Source organism: Prochlorococcus sp. MIT 0916, assembly GCF_047305155.1.
Classification (GTDB): domain Bacteria; phylum Cyanobacteriota; class Cyanobacteriia; order PCC-6307; family Cyanobiaceae; genus Prochlorococcus_B.
The window spans coordinates 1132355-1151354 of record NZ_CP138980.1 but is presented as its reverse complement, the minus strand read 5'-3'; the positions used below and the strand labels follow the sequence as shown (position 1 = coordinate 1151354).

Sequence of the window (19000 nt, the reverse complement as noted above, 5' to 3'; positions counted from 1 at the left end):
TTCTTTTTAATCTTAATTTATTTCAAAAGACATTATCATGACAAATCTAATTTCAAATTGTTCTTCTTAATTAAAAGAAAATATAAAGTTTTACTATCTAAAAAAATTAGTAAGTAGTTTTATTATTAGTATTTTCATATTATAATTGTTATATTTCTAGTGAGTTTATATTTATTATAGACAGAGACGACTTTGTGACTATAATCTTAGAAAATAAGCCAATAGTGTACAATTTTACTCCAAAAAATAAAAGGATTTTTATAACTGGTGGTACTGGTTTCTTAGGAAGAAATCTTATTGAAAGGTTATACAAAGATAATGAAATCATCATATACTCTAGAGACGAGGCAAAACATTATTTCTTAAAGGAAAAGTATCCAAATGTTCATTTTGTTATAGGAGACATTAGAGATAAAGACTTATTGAAGAGGTCATCTAAGGGCGTAAATATTGGAATTTTTGCTGCAAGCTTAAAGCAAATCAGCTCATGTGATGAGAACCCAGAAGAGGCCTTAAAAATAATTGCAAATGGCGCTATCAATAGTAAAAATGTAGCAATTGAAAATCAATTTGATGCCGCTACTTTTATAAGCTCTGATAAAAGTAGAGCTGCGACAACCTTATATGGCAGTTTAAAATATTTTGCAGGCGAACAATTCATAATTAAGAATAATCATGAAAGAAATTGTAATACAAATTTATCTACAATTATCTATGGAAATGTTCTTAATTCTACAGGTAGCATTATCCCAATGATTTGGAAATCAATAAATTCAAATACAGAATTAACTTTATTTTCAAATAAAATGACTAGATTCATTATTGATGTTGATGAGGCAATTGATCTAATCTTTAAGGGCATTTCATACGACCAAGTATCAATTATTCCTAAATCCAAAAGTTTAAAAATTTTAGATTTGTTTGAGATATATAAAGAAAATTTCAATTTAAAGTTTAATATAGGTTATCCAAGAATTGGTGAAAAGATTCATGAGGTTTTAGTTTCAAAAGAAGAAATGACAAGATTATGTAATTCAGATTGTGGAAGTTTTTATATTTTAAAACCCAGTCTTCCGAAATTTTATTCAGGTAATGATCGATTAAAAAAAGGAGATTATAGCTCAAAAGACTGCTTGATTTCGAAATCAGAACTGAAAAAAATCCTAGAGAAGTTTAATTATTTTAAGTCCTGAGAATATGAAGATTGCAATAATTGGATCCTCTGGAATGCTGGGCAAAATTGTATTTAATTATTTTCTTAGGTTTGCTAAAGATATTCAATTAATAATTCCTAAAAAATATAATCTAGATAATAAAAACGAATTTATAAGTTCATTAAAAAATGCTGATTTTGTTATAAATTGTTCTGGAGCCATACCTCAGAAGGTACCAAATTCTATATCTATTCATACAAAAATAAATTATTTTAAAATTAATTATTTATTACCAGAATTATTACTTGAAAATAATTTCAAAGTGATACATCCCTGTACTGATTGTGTTTATAAGGGAAGTCCACATTTAGCTCCTTATGGACTAAAGTCGAAATACGACTGTGATGATTTATATGGTAAAAGCAAGGCATATTTATATTCCAGAAAGACTTATAATATTAATATTGACCTCATAAGAGTTATAAGGGCATCCATAATCGCTTCTGACAAATCAAACAAATCATTATATTCCTGGACATTATCTAAAAGTAAATCATCTCATTTCATATTTGGATATATTAATCATTTTTGGAATGGAATTACTGCTTTAAAATGGGCAGAAATAGCTTTGAAAATAATAAATAACTTTGATTCATACCCCCCCATATCAGTATATGGGACAAATACTATATCTAAATATGAATTAATTAAAAATATACTTATCGTTAATAAACTTTCCCCAGATAAGTATCTTAAACCTACTAAAGCGAAACATAGTGTAAATAAATCGTTAATTCTTGGTGCAAACAACTTTGGTGATATTAATAACTTATTAACAGAATTGAAGGAATTTGAGGATTTGATCGATTAAATATTAAGCTTTTAGTATTGCAACTAAAAAAATATTCAAACAGAGCGGAGAACAATACTAGATTTTGAATCTATATTTGGAAAATATATTGAGATAAATAATTTTACTATTATTCAGAGTAGCTCTTCTGATAATTTTTAATTGTTCTGGCTATTATAATTTTTGAACCAGATTAAGATAAATATTTTCAAGATCTTGAGTAAATAATTGTGAATTATAAAGTGGTGATGTTTCTTTTGAACTGGCCAATTTATATTTTAATCCTATTAACTCATCAGGATTTTGCGCTATATATAAAGCTTTTTCTTCGTATTCACTATCACTATACGTAATCAACTCGGGAAGTCCTATCGAAGTGAGTAAACTGGCAGATACTCTGGCGATAAAACTCTGACCTATCTTTGTGAGGACTGGTAAACCAGCCAATAATGCATCTGAAGTAGTTGTACCTCCATTACAATTAAAAGTATCAAGTGCTAAATCCCCAAGAGAGTGCCTCGCCAGATGTTTTTCTAATGGTAATTTCTCAGCGAATATTAATCTGTCGGGATCTACTTTTCTTTTTCTTGCTTCCTTGTATAAATTATTTATTGACCATTGATTTGACTTGATTAACCAAAGAACACTTCCTTCTATTTTTATGAGTAAGTTCATCCATATATTAAATTCTTTTTTTGTTATTTTATAATTATTATTAAAACAAGTAAATACAAAACCTTGATCAGGAAGGTTAAAATCTCTACGGAATATAGACTCTTTAGAAATTTCTATTTTATTATCATTACATTGAAAGCAATTTGGCATTCGTATTATTTTTTCTGAATAAAATTTCTCATTCTCTTTCGGAATAATAACTTTATCAGCGATAATATAATCAATAGCGTCAGACCCAACCGATCCAAGAAAACCTATGTAATTGATTTGTATTGGTGCCATCCTATATGAGAATATAGGCATTCTATTATATTGTGTATAACCCATTAGATCCACTGCAATATCTAACTTATCACTTCTTGCTAATTCAACCGTTTCAATATCATTTAAGTTTTTTATATTTCTAAATACGCATCCAGACTTTTTTGCTCTTTCAGTATATTCATCTTCTTTGGGCACAAATGAGTATAAATATATTTTAAATCTAGATTTATCATGCAGTTCAAATAGAGAAGCAATTTGTTGCATTACAGGATGAGTCCGGAAATCAGCAGAGAAATAACCGACATGAATTATATTTTTTTTGGAAGATTTAATAGTTTCGTTTGGCCGAGTATATTTTTCTTTATACAATTTTTGAGATCTTTTTAAATGTTTTAAAGGGTTATCTTCTAACGAAAATAATTCCCCTGGCCAAATGGATGTTCCTTTTATACCAAGTAATTTAAGCCATATTTTATAAGTCTCTTCATTACTCCAATCGCATATAGTGCCTTTGGTTGAAATTAAAGCAGTCTTCGCTAATGATAATTCGTTGTTCAGTTTTATTGATTGCTTATATTGATTTATAGCATCATTTAAATTACCAAGACCTTTTAATATTCTCCCTAGATTGTAATAAGCATCAGCGAAATCAGGTTTGAGTTCAATTGCTTTGCGAGTTGATAATTCTGCTTCTTCTAATTTGCCAAGATCTCTCAATATGTTTCCTAGATTGTAATAAGCATCAGCGAAATCAGGTTTGAGTTCAATTGCTTTGATGGTTGATAATTCCGCTTCTTTGATTTTTCCAAGCTCAATCAATGTGCTTCCTAGATTGAAATATGCCTGAGCAAAATTAGGATTGAGTTCAATTGCTTTGCGTGTGGATAGTTCTGCTTCTTCTAATTTGCCAAGATCTCTCAATATGTTTCCTAAATTGGAGTGTGCCTCTGCGAGATTAGGTTTGAGTTCAATCGCTTTGCGAGTTGATAATTCTGCTTCTTCTAATTTACCAAGATCTCTCAATATATTTCCCAAATTGGAATGAGCATTTGCGAAATCAGGTTTAAGTTTAATTGCTATACTTTGGTATAATTCAGCCTCTTTTAATTTGCCACTATCTTTCAATATGACACCATAATTAGAGAAAACTCTGTAATCTTTAAAACCTTGATTGATCAAAGCTTGATAACATTTTGCTGCTTCTAAAAGATTTCCTTGGGAATGAAAATTAAATGCTTTATTGATTATTTGTTCTTTAGGAGTTTTAGAAGGAGTATTAGTAGAAATAGTAATATTCTTTTTGCTTTCTTCTAAAAAAAATGGAACTGGGAAGACTTTCACTTCAGAACCTTCTTTTTTTTGATCTGTTTCCCTCTCAGTCACATCTTTTCTTAACGACAATTTAAATAAAATTATATCTTCCACTAGGGCTTTAACTTTTAAAAGAAAATCAAGCAATGCCATTAGACAAGTGATGACCTTCCTGCAAAAGAAAGTAATTAGTCCAGACCCATTGAGAATAAAAGCATCTGTTCATTACCCACCGCTTCCCTTTTGGTTAAACTTCCTAGCTCAGGAACATAGTTGCACTGTAATAACAACCCTTGTGACCGAAGAAAAAACTAAGCAAAAGACAAGCACGAAGGATTACATAAAATGGAATGGACTTGATTGTTCAAGACTTGGAAGAGATCAATATTGAGCGGCCGCAAATGGTGGCAAAACCACTTGTAAATCTTGAAAAGAGGAGGCAAAAGGACTCATAAATAAACCAGCCAAGTGGTGGTGTTATTTGTATGCCCGATCTCCTTTTTTCACAACATCACTCACTAAGCGATTTGGGGCAATTCTAAGATCGCAAAAGAGGCTTACACAAAAAGCTTTAGCCAACAGCATGCGCCACTCAGTATGAAGTGGCGTGTCCTGAATTGGGCAACAAACTGAACCATGTGAGCAGGAAGATTGTGGAGAAACAGGTATCTCATCAATCAGAGATTCTCATCACTAATACAAAGGAATAGTTCCCTGCAATAACATTCTTTCAAATTTAATCCCTTCACTAAACTAATTTCATCGTCATTCTTATGAACAAAAGCTATGAGAAAAATAGTAAAATACTAATAATCAAAGATTAAAAAAATGGAGGCATTTGACAAAGAGAAGCAAAAAGAAAAAAAGATTACTGAAGTAAAAACTTTCCCAGTTCCATTTTTTTTAGAAGAAAGCAAAAAGAATATTACTATTTCTACTAATACTCCTTCTAAAACTCCTAAAGAACAAATAATCAAAAAAGCATTTAAATTTCATTCTGATGGCAACATATCAGAAGCAGAAAAATATTATCGATTGTTTATTGATGAAGGGTTCAAGGATTACAGAGTTTTTGCTAATTATGGAATAATTCTAAAATCTCAAGACAAATTAAAAGAAGCGGAAATATCTATGCGCAAAGCAATTGAACTTAAACCTAACTTTGCCAATTCCTATTTTAATCTTGGAAATATTTTGATAAATCTTTGCAAATTAAAAGAAGCGGAAATATCTTTGCGCAAAGCAATTGAACTTAATCCTAATTTTGCACTTGCGTACTTCAATCTAGGAGGAGTATTAAAAGATCTTGACAAATTAAAAGAAGCGGAATTATCAACTCGAAAAGCGATTGAACTTAACCCTAGCCATGCAATGTCACATTCCAATCTAGGAGCAATCTTGAAAGATTTTGGTAAATTAGAAGAAGCAGAAATCTTTACTCGCAAAGCAGTTGATCTTAATCCTGATTCAGCAATAGCACATTGGAATCTAGGTAACATACTTTTAGATCTTTCCAAATATGAAGAAGCAAGAAAAAGTTGTCTAAAAAGTGCAGAAATAGAACCTAAAGAAATTCATAGATTATCAATACTTCTACATATTTTAAATATGCTTTGCTCATGGGATGAAATAGAAAATTACTCAAAATATTTAAATAAAATAGGTCTCGAAGGAAAAGCTATTAATCCTTTTCATTTGTTGTATTTTGAGGATAATCCATTAAATGAATTAAATAGAGCAATAAGATTTCATGAAAATAATAAAAGCAAAGCACTACCAAATCTCAGCCATTATAATAACCACAAAATAAAAGTAGGTTACTTTTCATCTGACTTCCATCGGCACTCAGTATCACTTTTAATCACAAGAATATTAGAATTGCATGATAAGTCAAAGTTTGAAGTTTATGCATATAGCTTTTCTAATATCAAGGATGAATATACTGAAAGGATAAAGAAAGCTGTATTTTGTTTTAGAGAAATTACATCTCTAAATGATATGGAAGTAGTTAAGTTAGCTAGAAAAGATCAAATAGATATTGCCATAGACCTTAATGGTTTTACCAAAAACAATAGGATGTCGATGTTTTTATATAGACTTGCTCCAATCCAAATAAACTATCTTGGTTATCCAGGAACAATAGGTTCTGAATATTATGATTATAAAATTGCCGATAAAGTATTAATTCCGGAGAACAATAAGAAGTTTTTTGTTGAAAAAATTTTATATATGCCAAATAGTTCTTTTCCACCTTTTGAAAAAATCAATATAGAAGAACATAAATTCAACAAAAAAGATTTAGGATTACCAACAGATAGATTTATATTTACATGTTTTAGTGACATCAGAAAAATTAATAAAATGGAGCTTCAGGTGTGGATGCGATTGCTAAAAAAGGTTGAAAAAAGTGTTCTCTGGCTATTAAAACCTAATAAAACAGCACAGGCGAATATTTTATTTGAAATAAATAAAAATAGCATCGATCCTGAAAGAATTATATTTGCTGAAACAATGAATTTCAATGATCACTTGTCAAGGCTTTCTTGTGCTGATTTATTTCTAGATACATTCAATGTTAGCAATGCGACAACAGCAATGTTAGCCTTGTCGTTTGGCCTACCAATCATAACTCTATTAGGAAAAAGTTATAGCTCAAGACAAGCAGCAAGCATACTCAATGCTTTTAATCTAAATGAATTAATAACTCATAGCTATTCAGAGTATGAGGATCTAGCATGTAAAATCGCAACTAATAAACAAAGTCTTAATAAAATACACAAAAAACTAAACGATAAGAAAAATCTTACATTTACTGATTCTTATAAATTCACTCAACAATTAGAAAGTATTTATACTAATATCTTGCAAAATTAAATATTTGATAAAATCATATTTTTATCACTTTTCAGAGTTTACAAGAATTACTTGTAAAGATATAATTACATAACACTTATAAATAGAAACATTATTTATTAACAGAGTATTAAAATCTTAATCTTGTATTATGATAGTTTGGTTTCTTTAAATATTATTTAATTAAGATGAAGTTTATATCTCTTTGAATTTCCCAAACCAATCTATATTGTTTAAATACCATTTTACAGTAAAAGATAATGCTTGATTAAAATCATACTTAGGCGACCATTCTAATTCTTTTTTTAGCTTTTTATAATCTATAGCATATCTTCTATCATGCCCTAAACGATCTTCAACATAGACCTTTAATCTATTATGAGGAGAATTAGATTTAATATTTAAATCAAGCAAATCGCAGATTGATTCAAAAATCTCTTCATTACTTCTTTGATTCCCCCCTCCAATACAGTAAGCTTCACCTACTTTGCCATTCAAAGCTATCTTTAGTAAAGCATTTATATGATCTTCTACGTAGATCCAATCGCGTACATTTTTACCATCACCATAGATTGGAATAGATTTATTTGATATTGCATTAAAGATAATCAAAGGAATTAATTTCTCAGGTAATTGCCTTGGTCCAAAATTATTACTTGAGTTCGTTATTATAGAAGGCAATCCATATGTTTTATACCAAGATTTAACTATAAGATCACTAGAAGCCTTTGTCGCTGAGTAAGGGCTGCTGGGATTATATGGACTTTCTTCAGAGAAAAAGCCATTTTGTCCAAGTGATCCAAATACTTCATCAGTACTGACATGAATTAGCTTGAAAAATTCTTTCCTATCAGCTGGAAGTTTATCCCAATGAGGCATTATTGCTTCAAGTAAATTAAAAGTACCTATTACATTACTTTCTAAAAATATTCTTGGAAAAGTTATACTTCTATCGACATGACTTTCTGCTGCTAAATGAAAAATGATATCAGGGTCAATAAAATTTATTGCCTTTTTTGTATCTTCAATATTAAAAAGGTCAACTTTCAAGAATTGATATCTATCAATATCAAAATACTGACTGAACATTTCTTTATCACTTGCATAACCTAATTTATCTATATTAAAAACTTTAGAATTCGTCTCATTAAGTATTCTTTTCACCAATGCTCCACCTATAAATCCACACCCTCCAGTAATAAGTACTCTTTTAAAAGATTTAGTAAAATTCATAATTAGACTGTTGGATTTTTCTTGAAAAAAAAATATATATCGAGAAACAATATAATTTAAACTAAATACCGTCTTTTATATTTAATTCCAATATCTTTGTTAAATATTCTCCATAACTACTTTTTAATAAATTAGCTGCTAACTTTTCCAATTGTTGGTCATTTATCCAGCCTTGTCTCCAAGCAACTTCTTCGGGGCATCCTATTTTTAATCCTTGGCGATGTTCTAAAGTTCGAATATATTGTGACGCTTCTTGTAGAGAATCTATTGTTCCAGTATCTAACCAAGCAATGCCCCTACCCATTATATTTATATTTAAAAGTTTATCGTTTAAATATTTTATATTTAAATCACTGATTTCAAGTTCTCCTCGAGCAGAGAAAGTTAATTCTTTTGCTTTTTCAACAACAGTATTATCGTAGAAGTATAGTCCTGTTAGCGCATATTGACTAGGTGGTTTTTCTGGTTTCTCTTCAATACCTACAACTGATCCAGAATCATCAAAGGACAAAACACCATAATTTTCAGGATCCCTTACTGGATAGGCAAAAACAGTACTCCCCTTTTTTAAAGTATCTGCAGAGCGCAGAAGAGGAATAAATTCATTTCCATGAAAGATATTATCTCCCAATGCAATCGCAATATGACTACTATCAATAAATTCCTCCCCAATCAAAACTGATTGAGCAACACCCTCTGGATTTTCTTGTATTGCATAACTCAACTCGATACCCCACTTGTCTCCATTACCTAAAAGCCTGAAATACAAATCTATATTCTCTGGATCACTTATAATTAAAATTTTCTTAATTCCACAAAGCATCAAAGTTGTTATGGAGTAATAAATCATAGGTTTATCGTATACAGGCATTAGTTGCTTGCTAAAAGCACTCGTAAGTGGAGCCAATCTTGTTCCCTTACCGCCTGCAAGTAATATTCCTTTTCTTAGAGATGAATAATTCATTATAAATTAATTGTTTAAATAATATTTTATATAATTTGGGCTAAAGTAGTTTTACTTGTACTTATTATAATTATTCTAACTTAGTTTATCTTTAAAACTTACATTTAACCCTAAAATATCTCTTGAGTCTCTCTAGGGCGCCCCCTACAAGATTCAAAGTTGGTATTGACTACTGCGAGCAGTATTACATCTACCCTTACAGACTTAGCCAACAAGGTTTATGACTAAATATTACGAAGCACTTCTCAACAGGTTCGTATTTTTTCGGTGACAGTATTTATTAAAATATTCATCATATGACTATATTCTACATTTTTCTTTACTAATTTTTCATTAAAAAAGAACATAAAAATGCAATTAAAACCGTAAATATAAACTTAAAATTTCAAGAGTCTAAATATAAACTACTTCTAATATCAGCTACTTTAATTATAGCTTGTCCTCCATGGGGATAAATCTTCAGATACAAAAAGGCTAATCTTTGTGCCTGTTTCTGTTATTGCCTCAATTCATAAAAAAGCAGTGAAAACAAAAAAACTTTGTCAGTCTAGATTTCTTAGAAGACTTTATTAAGAAAATAATAATGCTTATTAAAATTTTATAGTGTATATTCCTTTATAGATGAACAATATAATTTTACCTTGAAATTCACAGAGCTAACACTTTCTGGAGCTTACAAAATTGAACCTAAGCTTTTTAATGATGAAAGAGGTTTTTTTAGTATTATATATTCCGAAAAAGAATTTAATGATCTTTCACTAAATAACTATTGGCCACAAATAAACAACTCATACACATTAAAGAAAGGAACATTAAGAGGCCTTCACTTTCAGTATCCGCCTTATTCTCAAACAAAGTTGGTCAGGGTATTTAAGGGAGCTATATTTGATGTCATAGTTGATCTTAGGAAAAGTTCCCCCACATATTCTCAATATTACTCGCATATACTAACTGAAAAAAATAGAACTATTTTGTATGTTCCAGAAGGATTCGCTCATGGCTTTATAACTATTGAATCAAATACTGAAATAATTTATTGCGCATCTTCGAAATATAAGCCAAAACATGAAGGAACTCTGATTTGGAATGATCCTACAATTAATATAAATTGGCCTTTAGAACCACAATTAATGTCAAATAAAGATAGATCTGGAAAATCCTTAGAGAATTTATAGAAAACGACTTATAAAAATGGTTGATAAAATTGCTTTTGTACTTGGCAGTAATGGATACGTAGGAAAGTCATTAGTAAAAGAATTGATATCCCAGAATTTTTTTGTAATTGGGATTGGGAGATCTCCACGTATAAATTTTTGGGAAGGTCAAATCTTAAAAAATGAAAATTTTTACTACGTATCAATTCAAGATGGATATATTAATAAGCTTTATGAGATTTCAAAAAACTTCAATATACATATTTTGAATACTTCGATATTTTTCAATTTGGCTTGGAGTGGAGGTTTATCATTAACTGGTGGAGGTTTAGAAAAACAATTTGAAAATATTATCTTATCTTGCGATTCAATAAAGTTAGCAAAGAGACTTGGATGTAAAAGATACATAAATTTAGGAAGTGTTCAAGAGTCGTATCTCGATAATTATATTAAAGAAAAATGGAAATCGACTAACAAAAAATTTCCTTCTTTAGAGGATTATAGTTTAGCCAAAGCTACCTGTAGGGATTATAATAAATTGATTTGTTACTACGAAAAAATTGATTATATACATTGCAATTTTTCAGTTTTTATTAATCAAGAATTAAATGGAAAAGGTTATATTCATGAATCACTTAAGGCGATTTCAAAAGGAGAATCTTATAAAAAGCCAAATAGTAGTCAGTATTATGATTTAACCCTAATAAATGAAGGTTGCAAGGCTATTTCTTTAATAGCTACTCAAGGTATTAATAATCAAGATTATTATATAGGTGCATCTATGCCTTATAAACTAGATGAAATATTTTCTATTTTTGAGAATTATAAGAATAATATTGAGGAGAATATTATCTCTAATCCACCTCAAGATATAATTAATTTTTTCAAAAATGACTTATTATATGAAAAGACAAAATACAAACCACAATTAAATTTTAATCAATTTTCAAAATTATTTTTTAAACAATGAAAACTGCAATAATTACTGGTGCCTCAGGATTCATTGGATCTGCTTTGGCAAATTATTTGTTAAATAAAAATTATTTTGTTATAGCAATGGGAAGATGTCGTTTTTCAGAAATTAAGTTATCAAGACTTAGTAAAAATAAAAATCTAATATATATAGATTTAAATATGGAAAAAATCAGCAGTCTTCCATTCTTAATTAGAAAATATCCCAGTATTAATACATTTGGGGCAACTTTCTATCATTTGGCATGGGGCGGTGAGAATCAACTTTCTGACTTTAATATAAAATCACAACTTAAAAATGTTTACTGGGCAGAGAATGCATTAATTGCAGCTAATGAACTTGGATGTGAAAAGTTTATTTTTGTTGGGACTATGGAAGAAGTTTTCGCTAAACAATATCTAAATCTTAATTATAAAAATGATTTATATTACAACAGGCATCTTATATATGCTTTAGCAAAAACTGCTGCTAGAAATATGCTTAAATTAAAAGCTAAAAAATACACTACCTCAGTAATATTTGCTACTAATTCTCATGTAATGGGTCCAAAAGATGATCGAGACTCATTCTTACAAGGTACGCTTAAAAAACTTGTGCATAATCAAGAGTTAATGCTTAACTCAGGAGAGTTATATTTCGATGTTATATCTTCATATGATTGTGCTCGTGCATATCACCTAATAGGAGAAAAAGGAAAGCCATTTAAAGAATACTGGGTTGGATCTGGAGAACCTAAACTCTTAAAAGAATATGTTGAGATCATGGCTCAATTATATCCATCAAAATATACATTAGAATTTGGGAAAATAGCCTTTAATGATATAAGTTTGAAAAAATCAGATTTTAGTATTAATGAACTGACAAGAGACACTGGATTTAAACCTATTATGTCTTTTGAGAAAACAGTTCATGAATTATATAATTCATTATTTAAGTAAAAAATATTTATTACTTCCTTATATTTTACAAGTAATAGAAAAATTTTTCCAATTAGTTTCAAATATAATCTTCGTTCAAAGAAATGAATGGTTATTCTTTGACTTTTATTCTGATTTTGCATAAATACACAAAAGCCGCCTATATAACAAGCGGCTTTTGTGGATCGTTGTGCAAGTGTTTCCTTGTTTCCACTGCAGGAGAATCCTACTCCTCACTTTTCGACTTAAGCGTCTTTAGTGAGTCAAAGAGGAACGTGCCGTGAAGTTTTTCAACTGTCACAGATCACAAGCAAAATATTGTCCTCTTTTACCGAAGACAATTTGCTTTATGTAACAAGCTGTACCCCAGCAATAGAAAATTATGTTTATAGTAATTATGTAGTAAATACTACAAAAAACGTTCAACTCATCAAAAGGTGAGCCGCAGTTTGACTCAAGCCAAGGAACGGGGACTTGAGCATATTTCGGAGAAAAAAAATGTCTTTAACCTACAGAGGTCTTAAGTACAACCAGCAAAAAGCAGTTGCAGAAAAGCAGCATGTACAACTTACATATAGAGGTAAGTCTTACCAAAGCTAGATAAAATTTTTATTTGCCCTTAATTTTTAAGGGTTTTTTCTGAATATTAATAAACTACTTAATTAGATTAGATCTTTTATTTAAATATATATTTATTATTGCCAAGGTAAAAATTATTAAAAAAGATGTTATGAATAGAATCAGATAATTTCCAGAAATCATATCTAATTCTCCGTTTAATATCTTTTGTAAGAAGTTTTTTAATCCAATATCCTTAATTTTTCTTGCGGCAAAACCACTAGCAACAAATGGGGAATCTGAGATTATTATGCTAAAAATCAAAGCAGGCATAAACCTTTTCCATGTTATTTTTGTTAGTCCTATTGCATAGCAAACAAAATCAAAGAAACCCGACATTAAAAGAGCTGTCATAAGGAAATAATTATTTTCTAGATAATATTGACTAATGCTTTCGACTCTTCGCATTTGTCTTGAACCAAGTAATCTACTAATATAATTTCTTCCTAATTTTCTGGCGAGTAGAAATGATATTGAACAAGAAACGAAATCTGCAAAAAATATAATAATTAGTCCCTGCGCAAAGCCAAACTGAAAGCCAGCAGCAGCAGAAAATATTGTCCCTGGTAAAATTGGTATTATTATACTAATGGATCTTAATATAAATAATAATAATATTAATATTAAGCTAAAAAAGCTATTCGAATTTAAACCGCTAACAATTTCATAAAAGATATCACTAATAATATTCACATCCAGACGAAAAATGTTAAAACTTAAAATAGCAACGAAGAAAGTAATTATTACGTACCTCAAATATTTGCTAGTGATAAACTTATTAGTCATAAAATATTTTTCGGTCAAAATCTAATTCTATCTTAAAATTGTAGTAATGAAATTATTAAAAATTTTGTATAGAGATAACTAATTCTGATCAAACTTTAAGCTGCACATTGTATTAGCCTCTGTTAAAGGCATTTCTCCAGAGTTCCATTTCTCATATACACATGTATAAAAAGGTTCATTTAAACTACTTAAATCATTTTTTTGATCTATTAATTCTCTTAGATATTTAGCTTTGGCCCTAAGGTATTCTTTTTTATACAACCAGTACATCACCTCAGCGATACCTACAAATACCAAGGAGAAAACAACAACAACAAACAAATGATTAATCAATCTTTCACCTCTGGGGAATATTATTTTAGGGCCAATATCCAAAACAAGTAACTCGTTAATAATACTCAAAACCCTTTTACTTATTGTCTGCTGAAAAAAGTGATTATTGCATGTGAGAGTTTTCATTACTAGTCTAATTAATCATCAGAAGACAGCACCGTTACTTCAATAGCATAGGAGTCAAAAGCTGAGTCAAAGTACTTATGAGGCTATCTCCCAGGCCTTAACCTCAATAAATGATTTATTTTATTAGAAGGAATAAAAATCGTAAAGAACAATGTTATTAGAAGATTTCTTAGTTAATCAATTACAAGATTTAGTTTTATCTGGCAAAACAAGAACTGAAAAATGGAGAAGAAAACAACTTCACTCATTATCAAATTTATTAGAAAATCATCAGCAAGAAATCTTAAATGCTTTAAATCAGGATTTAAGAAAGCCTGCGACAGAAGCGTTCTTTGAGATTATCGCTGTCAAACAAGAAATAAAACTGGCGCAGAAAAATTTATCCAATTGGATGAAACCGAGGAAAATCAATGTGCCAGTTTCTCTTAAACCAGCTCAAGCATTGGTCCAGCCAGATCCATTGGGCTGCGTATTGATAATAGGTCCATGGAATTATCCGTTTTCTCTTACTCTTCAACCACTAGTAAGTGCATTAGCCGCAGGGAACACGGCTGTTTTAAAGCCATCAGAACATGCTCCTAACGTATCAAATCTGATAAAAAAACTCATAGAAAAATATTTCCTACCAGAGATCGCACAAGTTTTTGAAGGGGATGGAAACATTGCTGCTGATTTAATGACTCGCCAATTTGATCACGTCTTTTTTACAGGTGGCGAAAATATAGGGAAAAAAGTAATGGAAGCCGCTTCAAAAAACCTCACCCCAGTAACTTTAGAACTTGGAGGCAAAAGCCCAGCTGTTGTTATCGATGGTGCAAATCTAGAAGTAACTGCAAAGAGAGTCATATGGGGAAAAAGTCTAAACGCTGGTCAAACATGTATTGCTCCTGATCATTTGCTAGTTGAGCATAAACTTTTTGATTCATTAATTTCTAACTTAAAAAATTCGATTAATGATTTCTACGGAAATACGCCTTTAGATTCAAAACATCTGGGTAGCATTATCAATCAAAAACAATTTAATAGACTTAATCATTTACTAAAGCAGGCAAAAAAAAATAACCAAGTAATCTTTGGAGGAGATAGCAATGATAAAGAAAAAAGAATTAGCCCTACTCTAATCAAAGTCGAGAATCGAAATGATCCACTAATGAAAGAAGAACTTTTTGGACCATTACTACCTATTTTGAGTATTACAAATCTCGATCAGGCCATTTCAGATTTCAAGTTATTACCTAAACCCCTTGCTTTATATCTTTTTGGAGGCAGTGAAAAAGAACAAGGGAAATTACTATCAATGACCTCATCAGGAGGTGTTTGTTTTAATGATGTTGTTTTACAGGCAGGGATACCTGAACTGCCATTTGGAGGAGTCGGAACAAGTGGTATGGGAAAATACCACGGCAAAGCAGGTTTTGATAACTTTACTCATTACAAATCAGTTCTAAAAAGACCTTTCTGGCTAGACCTAAACTTCAGATACCCTCCATATAAGTTAGATTTATCTTTACTTAAAAAATTAATAGGTTAAAATAAATCTAATATCTAAAAGATAGATTATCAATTAAGTCAGAGATGCTCAAAAATATAAAAACACCTATCAGTTTATTTTATATAATATTTATCTTATCAATATTTACTTTAAAAGTTAATGCAGAAACAAAGATTGTTGCAAAAAGTGGTGATACCCTTTTCAAAATATCCAAGCGATATGGAGTTCCTTTAAAAGAATTAATGTATAAAAACAATTTCAATGATGCGAATAAATTAATAGAAGGAGAAGTTATAATAATTCCTCTTAAAGATATTAATAAACATAAAAATAATGAACATCTAACTTATAAAGTTATTGAAGGAGATACTCTTTATAAGATTGCAAGAAATTACAACGTAAATCTAAAAGATATTATTTCCATAAACAATCTAAGCAATAATTCTTATCTTAAGCCAAAACAGATTATACTTTTACCCAAAGGAGCTAATAATAAGAAAGTAATTAGTAGTGAAAACATAAAGTTAGCTAGTAAAAAAGTTCTTTATCATCAAACGTCTAAATCAGAAGATCTTGCATCCATCGCATATATACACAAAATCACAATTGAAGAAATTAAGAGATTGAATAAATTAAATGATCCTATAAAAATCAAGTCTAATATCAAATTAAAATTAAGAGAGAGTAAACCTTCAAAATGGCTAAAATATGGATCATTAATGATCAATTGGTCAGATTGGACATATTTTGATGGCAATTATATTGCTAAAGCAAAAACAAAAACAAATAAAGTATTCTATTTAGCTCTTACCTGTAAAAAGAGAGCATTAAATAATACATTAAATAAGTCTTACTGGACAAGCTGGTATTTCCCTGAAACTGATTTTGAATTTAAATTAATTAATGATTTTTGTGATCAGGATTTTAATTTTTAAATTATTTGCTCATTTCAAGAGATGGAGGTTCCAATCTTTCAGAGTCTTCCTCAACAAGTTGCAATCTCAACCTTTTCCCTCCTGAAAGTTCTCCAAGAGAAACTCTTATTGTTGGTCCGGTTAGCATTTGGAGGGTGTCTAAAAGCTCCCTTAAATAAGGTGTACTACTTCCAGACTCGACCCATAGCCTCTCTTGCAAGCCCTCTAGTCTTTTCCAAGCGGAATGAAACTTCAAAATAGAACTCTCTATTGTTTTTGCTTGCCCAAAAGCATCTGAAAGCAACCCTAAAGAATCCAACCTGAGAGCTTCTTGAGTGGCTTTATCTAAATTTAAATTCTTATTTTGAAAAGCTCTCAAAGAGAGAGAAGCATCTAAAGACTTTCCCATCCATTTAGCAGTATTCGTCATATCTTTAACTGAATCAATTTCAGGATTTTCTCTTAAGGTTTCGCAGATTTCTTTTTGCTGAATTGGGGATAACTTAGATAATTCTCTTACCAAGGGCGCAACGAACTTAGCTGGCAATAAATTTGATTGTGTTTTTTCTCTAATTTCATCAGGCAACAGAGAGCTTGTTGCAGCCATAAATTCATCAGTCAGACTCTTTACTTGTCTTCTCGTAATGTCCTTCCCTTCATTAGCAGCCTCAGAAATCATATGCTGAATCTCTGGCTTAGCTTGTGCGGTTTCAATAAAAGCTCTTTTAGAAAAATTATTTACACTTGATTCTTCAAGAATTCCATCAACAACAAGATTGTCCGATGAATCAGCTAATTGAATAAGAGAATATGCTTTGCTTTTACTGATTTCCATTTCCCTTAACCACTGCAAAAAGCCTGTACCTCTTCCATCCCCACCTTTTTTTTCTCTATCTCTAACAACACGTAAAATCCTTCCTCGCCAAATTTCAGTTTGCAAATCAAACTGCTCGCAAATTGACCATGCATTCTCTAGTCTTGCAATGAAATCAATATTACTTAAGTCGTCTTGCTCAGGATCAGGTAAATCAAACCTAAGAGAGGCGGGATCTAAAGATGGCTGTAATATCACAAAAAATAAAATCTTTTAAGGTTAAACACTTCAAAGCTAATTGAAAATTCGCCATAAAATCAACATGAATTATTTTTATCTGAAAGTAAAAAATCTTTGAACAACGATCTACGTTTCTAAAATACCAGCGACAGTCTGTGACACAAATATAAAATATCTACTGTTCTGATAGATAATAATAATATTAAAATCATTTAGGGACATCAGATGAGCTTTGCAAGAAAAGACAAGGTTCGCATTTTGCGTCAAGAATCATACTGGTTCAATCAAATCGGAGAAATCGTCTCTATCGATAAATCTCCAGCAATGAGGTACCCAGTAACTGTCAAATTTGAAAAATGTGATTTCAAAGCTTTTAGTGGTGTTGATGGTGGTGCCAATACCAGTCAATTTTCAGTGAAAGAATTAGAAGCTGCCGCAAGTTAGCAGGTTTATAACTTTTGCCAGAATTACCTGAAGTTGAGACAGTTAGGAAGGGACTTGAGAAACTTAATAATAATTTTCATATTGAAAGAGTAGAAGTATTAAAAGAACGATCAATTGCAAGTATTGGTGGATCTGAAAATTTTGTGAATAAGATAAATAATAGTTATTTAGGTAATTGGGAAAGAAGAGGTAAATATTTAATAGGATCCCTACATACGAAGGAGAAAAATAGTAAAGGTTTTTTAGTTGTTCACCTTAGAATGACAGGCCAATTTAAATTATTAGAGAAAAAAATACTTCCATGCAAACATACAAGAGTTCGGTTTTTAGAAAAGGGAGGGAAAGAACTGCGCTTTATAGATATTAGAAATTTTGGACAGATGTGGTACGTTCCATCGGCGAAATCGGTACCAGAAATAGTATCTGGAATTAAAAGATTAGGCCCAGAACCTTTTAGTACTAATTTTAATAGTGGCTATTTAAAAGAATATTTGAAGAAAAAAACTCGTTCAATTAAATCTGCTTTATTAGATCAAGAAACTGTTGCTGGTGTTGGAAATATATATGCAGACGAAACATTATTTGATGCAGGTATTGATCCAAGAACTGAAAGTAGGAATTTAAAAAGCGATGAATTAAAAAAGCTTTGCAGTAGCTTGGTCAAAATCTTAAAAATAAGTATTGGAGAAGGAGGCACTACATTTAGTGACTTTAGAGATTTAGAAGGAATAAATGGAAATTATGGCGGACAGGCATGGGTATATAGAAGAGCTGGGAAAAATTGTAGAAAATGCGGAGAGACGATATTACGAGAAAAGATCTGTGGAAGGAGCACTCACTGGTGTCCTAATTGCCAAAAATAATCGATCATCAAAAAAGAGCCTA

At 30.4% G+C, this 19000-nt stretch carries 18 protein-coding genes; 12 read left to right on the top strand and 6 right to left on the bottom strand.

Going from position 1 to position 19000, the window contains the following annotated elements; genetic code table 11:
* The first annotated feature begins 194 nt into the window (after positions 1–194).
* Complete coding sequence (locus SIB53_RS05930; protein ID WP_413677351.1) at positions 195–1193, top strand: polysaccharide biosynthesis protein; 999 nt, start codon at positions 195–197, stop codon at positions 1191–1193.
* Between the two features lie 4 nt (positions 1194–1197).
* Complete coding sequence (locus SIB53_RS05925) at positions 1198–2025, top strand: hypothetical protein (RefSeq protein WP_413677350.1); 828 nt, start codon at positions 1198–1200, stop codon at positions 2023–2025.
* Positions 2026–2178: 153 nt separating this feature from the next.
* Here SIB53_RS05925 and SIB53_RS05920 read toward each other — a convergent pair whose 3' ends face one another.
* Positions 2179–4407 carry a tetratricopeptide repeat protein gene (locus SIB53_RS05920; protein WP_413677349.1) on the bottom strand — a complete coding sequence of 743 codons (2229 nt, stop codon included), beginning with the start codon at positions 4405–4407 and terminating at the stop codon, positions 2179–2181.
* Positions 4408–4417: 10 nt separating this feature from the next.
* On the opposite strand from SIB53_RS05920, the gene SIB53_RS05915 reads away from it, so the two are divergent.
* Positions 4418–4645 carry a hypothetical protein gene (locus SIB53_RS05915; RefSeq protein WP_413677348.1) on the top strand — a complete coding sequence of 76 codons (228 nt, stop codon included), beginning with the start codon at positions 4418–4420 and terminating at the stop codon, positions 4643–4645.
* Between the two features lie 437 nt (positions 4646–5082).
* Positions 5083–7128, top strand: a complete 2046-nt coding sequence (locus SIB53_RS05910) for a tetratricopeptide repeat protein (RefSeq protein WP_413677347.1) — start codon at positions 5083–5085, stop codon at positions 7126–7128.
* Positions 7129–7302: 174 nt separating this feature from the next.
* Here the strand turns inward: SIB53_RS05910 and rfbB are convergent, their stop codons facing one another.
* Positions 7303–8340, bottom strand: coding sequence for a dTDP-glucose 4,6-dehydratase (gene rfbB, locus SIB53_RS05905; RefSeq protein WP_413677346.1), 1038 nt, complete (start codon positions 8338–8340; stop codon positions 7303–7305).
* A gap of 61 nt (positions 8341–8401) precedes the next feature.
* Positions 8402–9304: a glucose-1-phosphate thymidylyltransferase RfbA gene (rfbA, locus tag SIB53_RS05900; protein ID WP_413677345.1), complete on the bottom strand. Its 903-nt coding sequence runs from the start codon at positions 9302–9304 to the stop codon at positions 8402–8404.
* A 641-nt stretch (positions 9305–9945) separates the two neighbouring features.
* Between rfbA and rfbC the strand changes: the two genes are divergently transcribed.
* The 4 genes from rfbC to SIB53_RS05880 all read left to right on the top strand — a co-directional run bounded on the left by rfbC (position 9946) and on the right by SIB53_RS05880 (position 12948).
* The gene (rfbC, locus tag SIB53_RS05895; protein ID WP_413677344.1) at positions 9946–10479 is read left to right on the top strand and encodes a dTDP-4-dehydrorhamnose 3,5-epimerase; all 534 of its coding nucleotides are present in this window, start codon (positions 9946–9948) and stop codon (positions 10477–10479) included.
* A gap of 16 nt (positions 10480–10495) precedes the next feature.
* Positions 10496–11428 (top strand): NAD-dependent epimerase/dehydratase family protein, encoded by a 933-nt coding sequence (locus SIB53_RS05890; RefSeq protein ID WP_413677343.1) that lies wholly within the window; start codon positions 10496–10498, stop codon positions 11426–11428.
* Positions 11425–12369 carry an NAD-dependent epimerase/dehydratase family protein gene (locus tag SIB53_RS05885; protein ID WP_413677342.1) on the top strand — a complete coding sequence of 315 codons (945 nt, stop codon included), beginning with the start codon at positions 11425–11427 and terminating at the stop codon, positions 12367–12369. The genes SIB53_RS05890 and SIB53_RS05885 overlap by 4 nt, the downstream gene beginning before the upstream one ends.
* 477 nt (positions 12370–12846) lie before the next feature.
* Complete coding sequence (locus tag SIB53_RS05880) at positions 12847–12948, top strand: DUF4278 domain-containing protein (RefSeq protein ID WP_413677341.1); 102 nt, start codon at positions 12847–12849, stop codon at positions 12946–12948.
* Between the two features lie 54 nt (positions 12949–13002).
* On the opposite strand, the gene SIB53_RS05875 is transcribed toward SIB53_RS05880, so the two are convergent.
* On the bottom strand, positions 13003–13770 hold the full coding sequence (locus SIB53_RS05875; protein ID WP_413677340.1) for a TVP38/TMEM64 family protein: 768 nt from the start codon (positions 13768–13770) through the stop codon (positions 13003–13005).
* 60 nt (positions 13771–13830) lie between these two features.
* Complete coding sequence (locus tag SIB53_RS05870; protein ID WP_413677339.1) at positions 13831–14211, bottom strand: hypothetical protein; 381 nt, start codon at positions 14209–14211, stop codon at positions 13831–13833.
* 151 nt (positions 14212–14362) lie between these two features.
* On the opposite strand from SIB53_RS05870, the gene SIB53_RS05865 reads away from it, so the two are divergent.
* Positions 14363–15742 (top strand): aldehyde dehydrogenase family protein, encoded by a 1380-nt coding sequence (locus SIB53_RS05865; protein WP_413677338.1) that lies wholly within the window; start codon positions 14363–14365, stop codon positions 15740–15742.
* Positions 15743–15786: 44 nt separating this feature from the next.
* On the top strand, positions 15787–16638 hold the full coding sequence (locus SIB53_RS05860; RefSeq protein ID WP_413677337.1) for a LysM peptidoglycan-binding domain-containing protein: 852 nt from the start codon (positions 15787–15789) through the stop codon (positions 16636–16638).
* 1 nt (position 16639) lies between these two features.
* Here SIB53_RS05860 and SIB53_RS05855 read toward each other — a convergent pair whose 3' ends face one another.
* Complete coding sequence (locus SIB53_RS05855) at positions 16640–17689, bottom strand: hypothetical protein (protein WP_413677336.1); 1050 nt, start codon at positions 17687–17689, stop codon at positions 16640–16642.
* Between the two features lie 207 nt (positions 17690–17896).
* Between SIB53_RS05855 and SIB53_RS05850 the strand changes: the two genes are divergently transcribed.
* Together SIB53_RS05850 and SIB53_RS05845 are read left to right on the top strand one after the other, a co-directional pair.
* Complete coding sequence (locus SIB53_RS05850) at positions 17897–18115, top strand: photosystem I reaction center subunit IV (protein WP_269609645.1); 219 nt, start codon at positions 17897–17899, stop codon at positions 18113–18115.
* A gap of 14 nt (positions 18116–18129) precedes the next feature.
* Positions 18130–18978: a DNA-formamidopyrimidine glycosylase gene (locus tag SIB53_RS05845; RefSeq protein ID WP_413677335.1), complete on the top strand. Its 849-nt coding sequence runs from the start codon at positions 18130–18132 to the stop codon at positions 18976–18978.
* Positions 18979–19000: the final 22 nt, after the last annotated feature.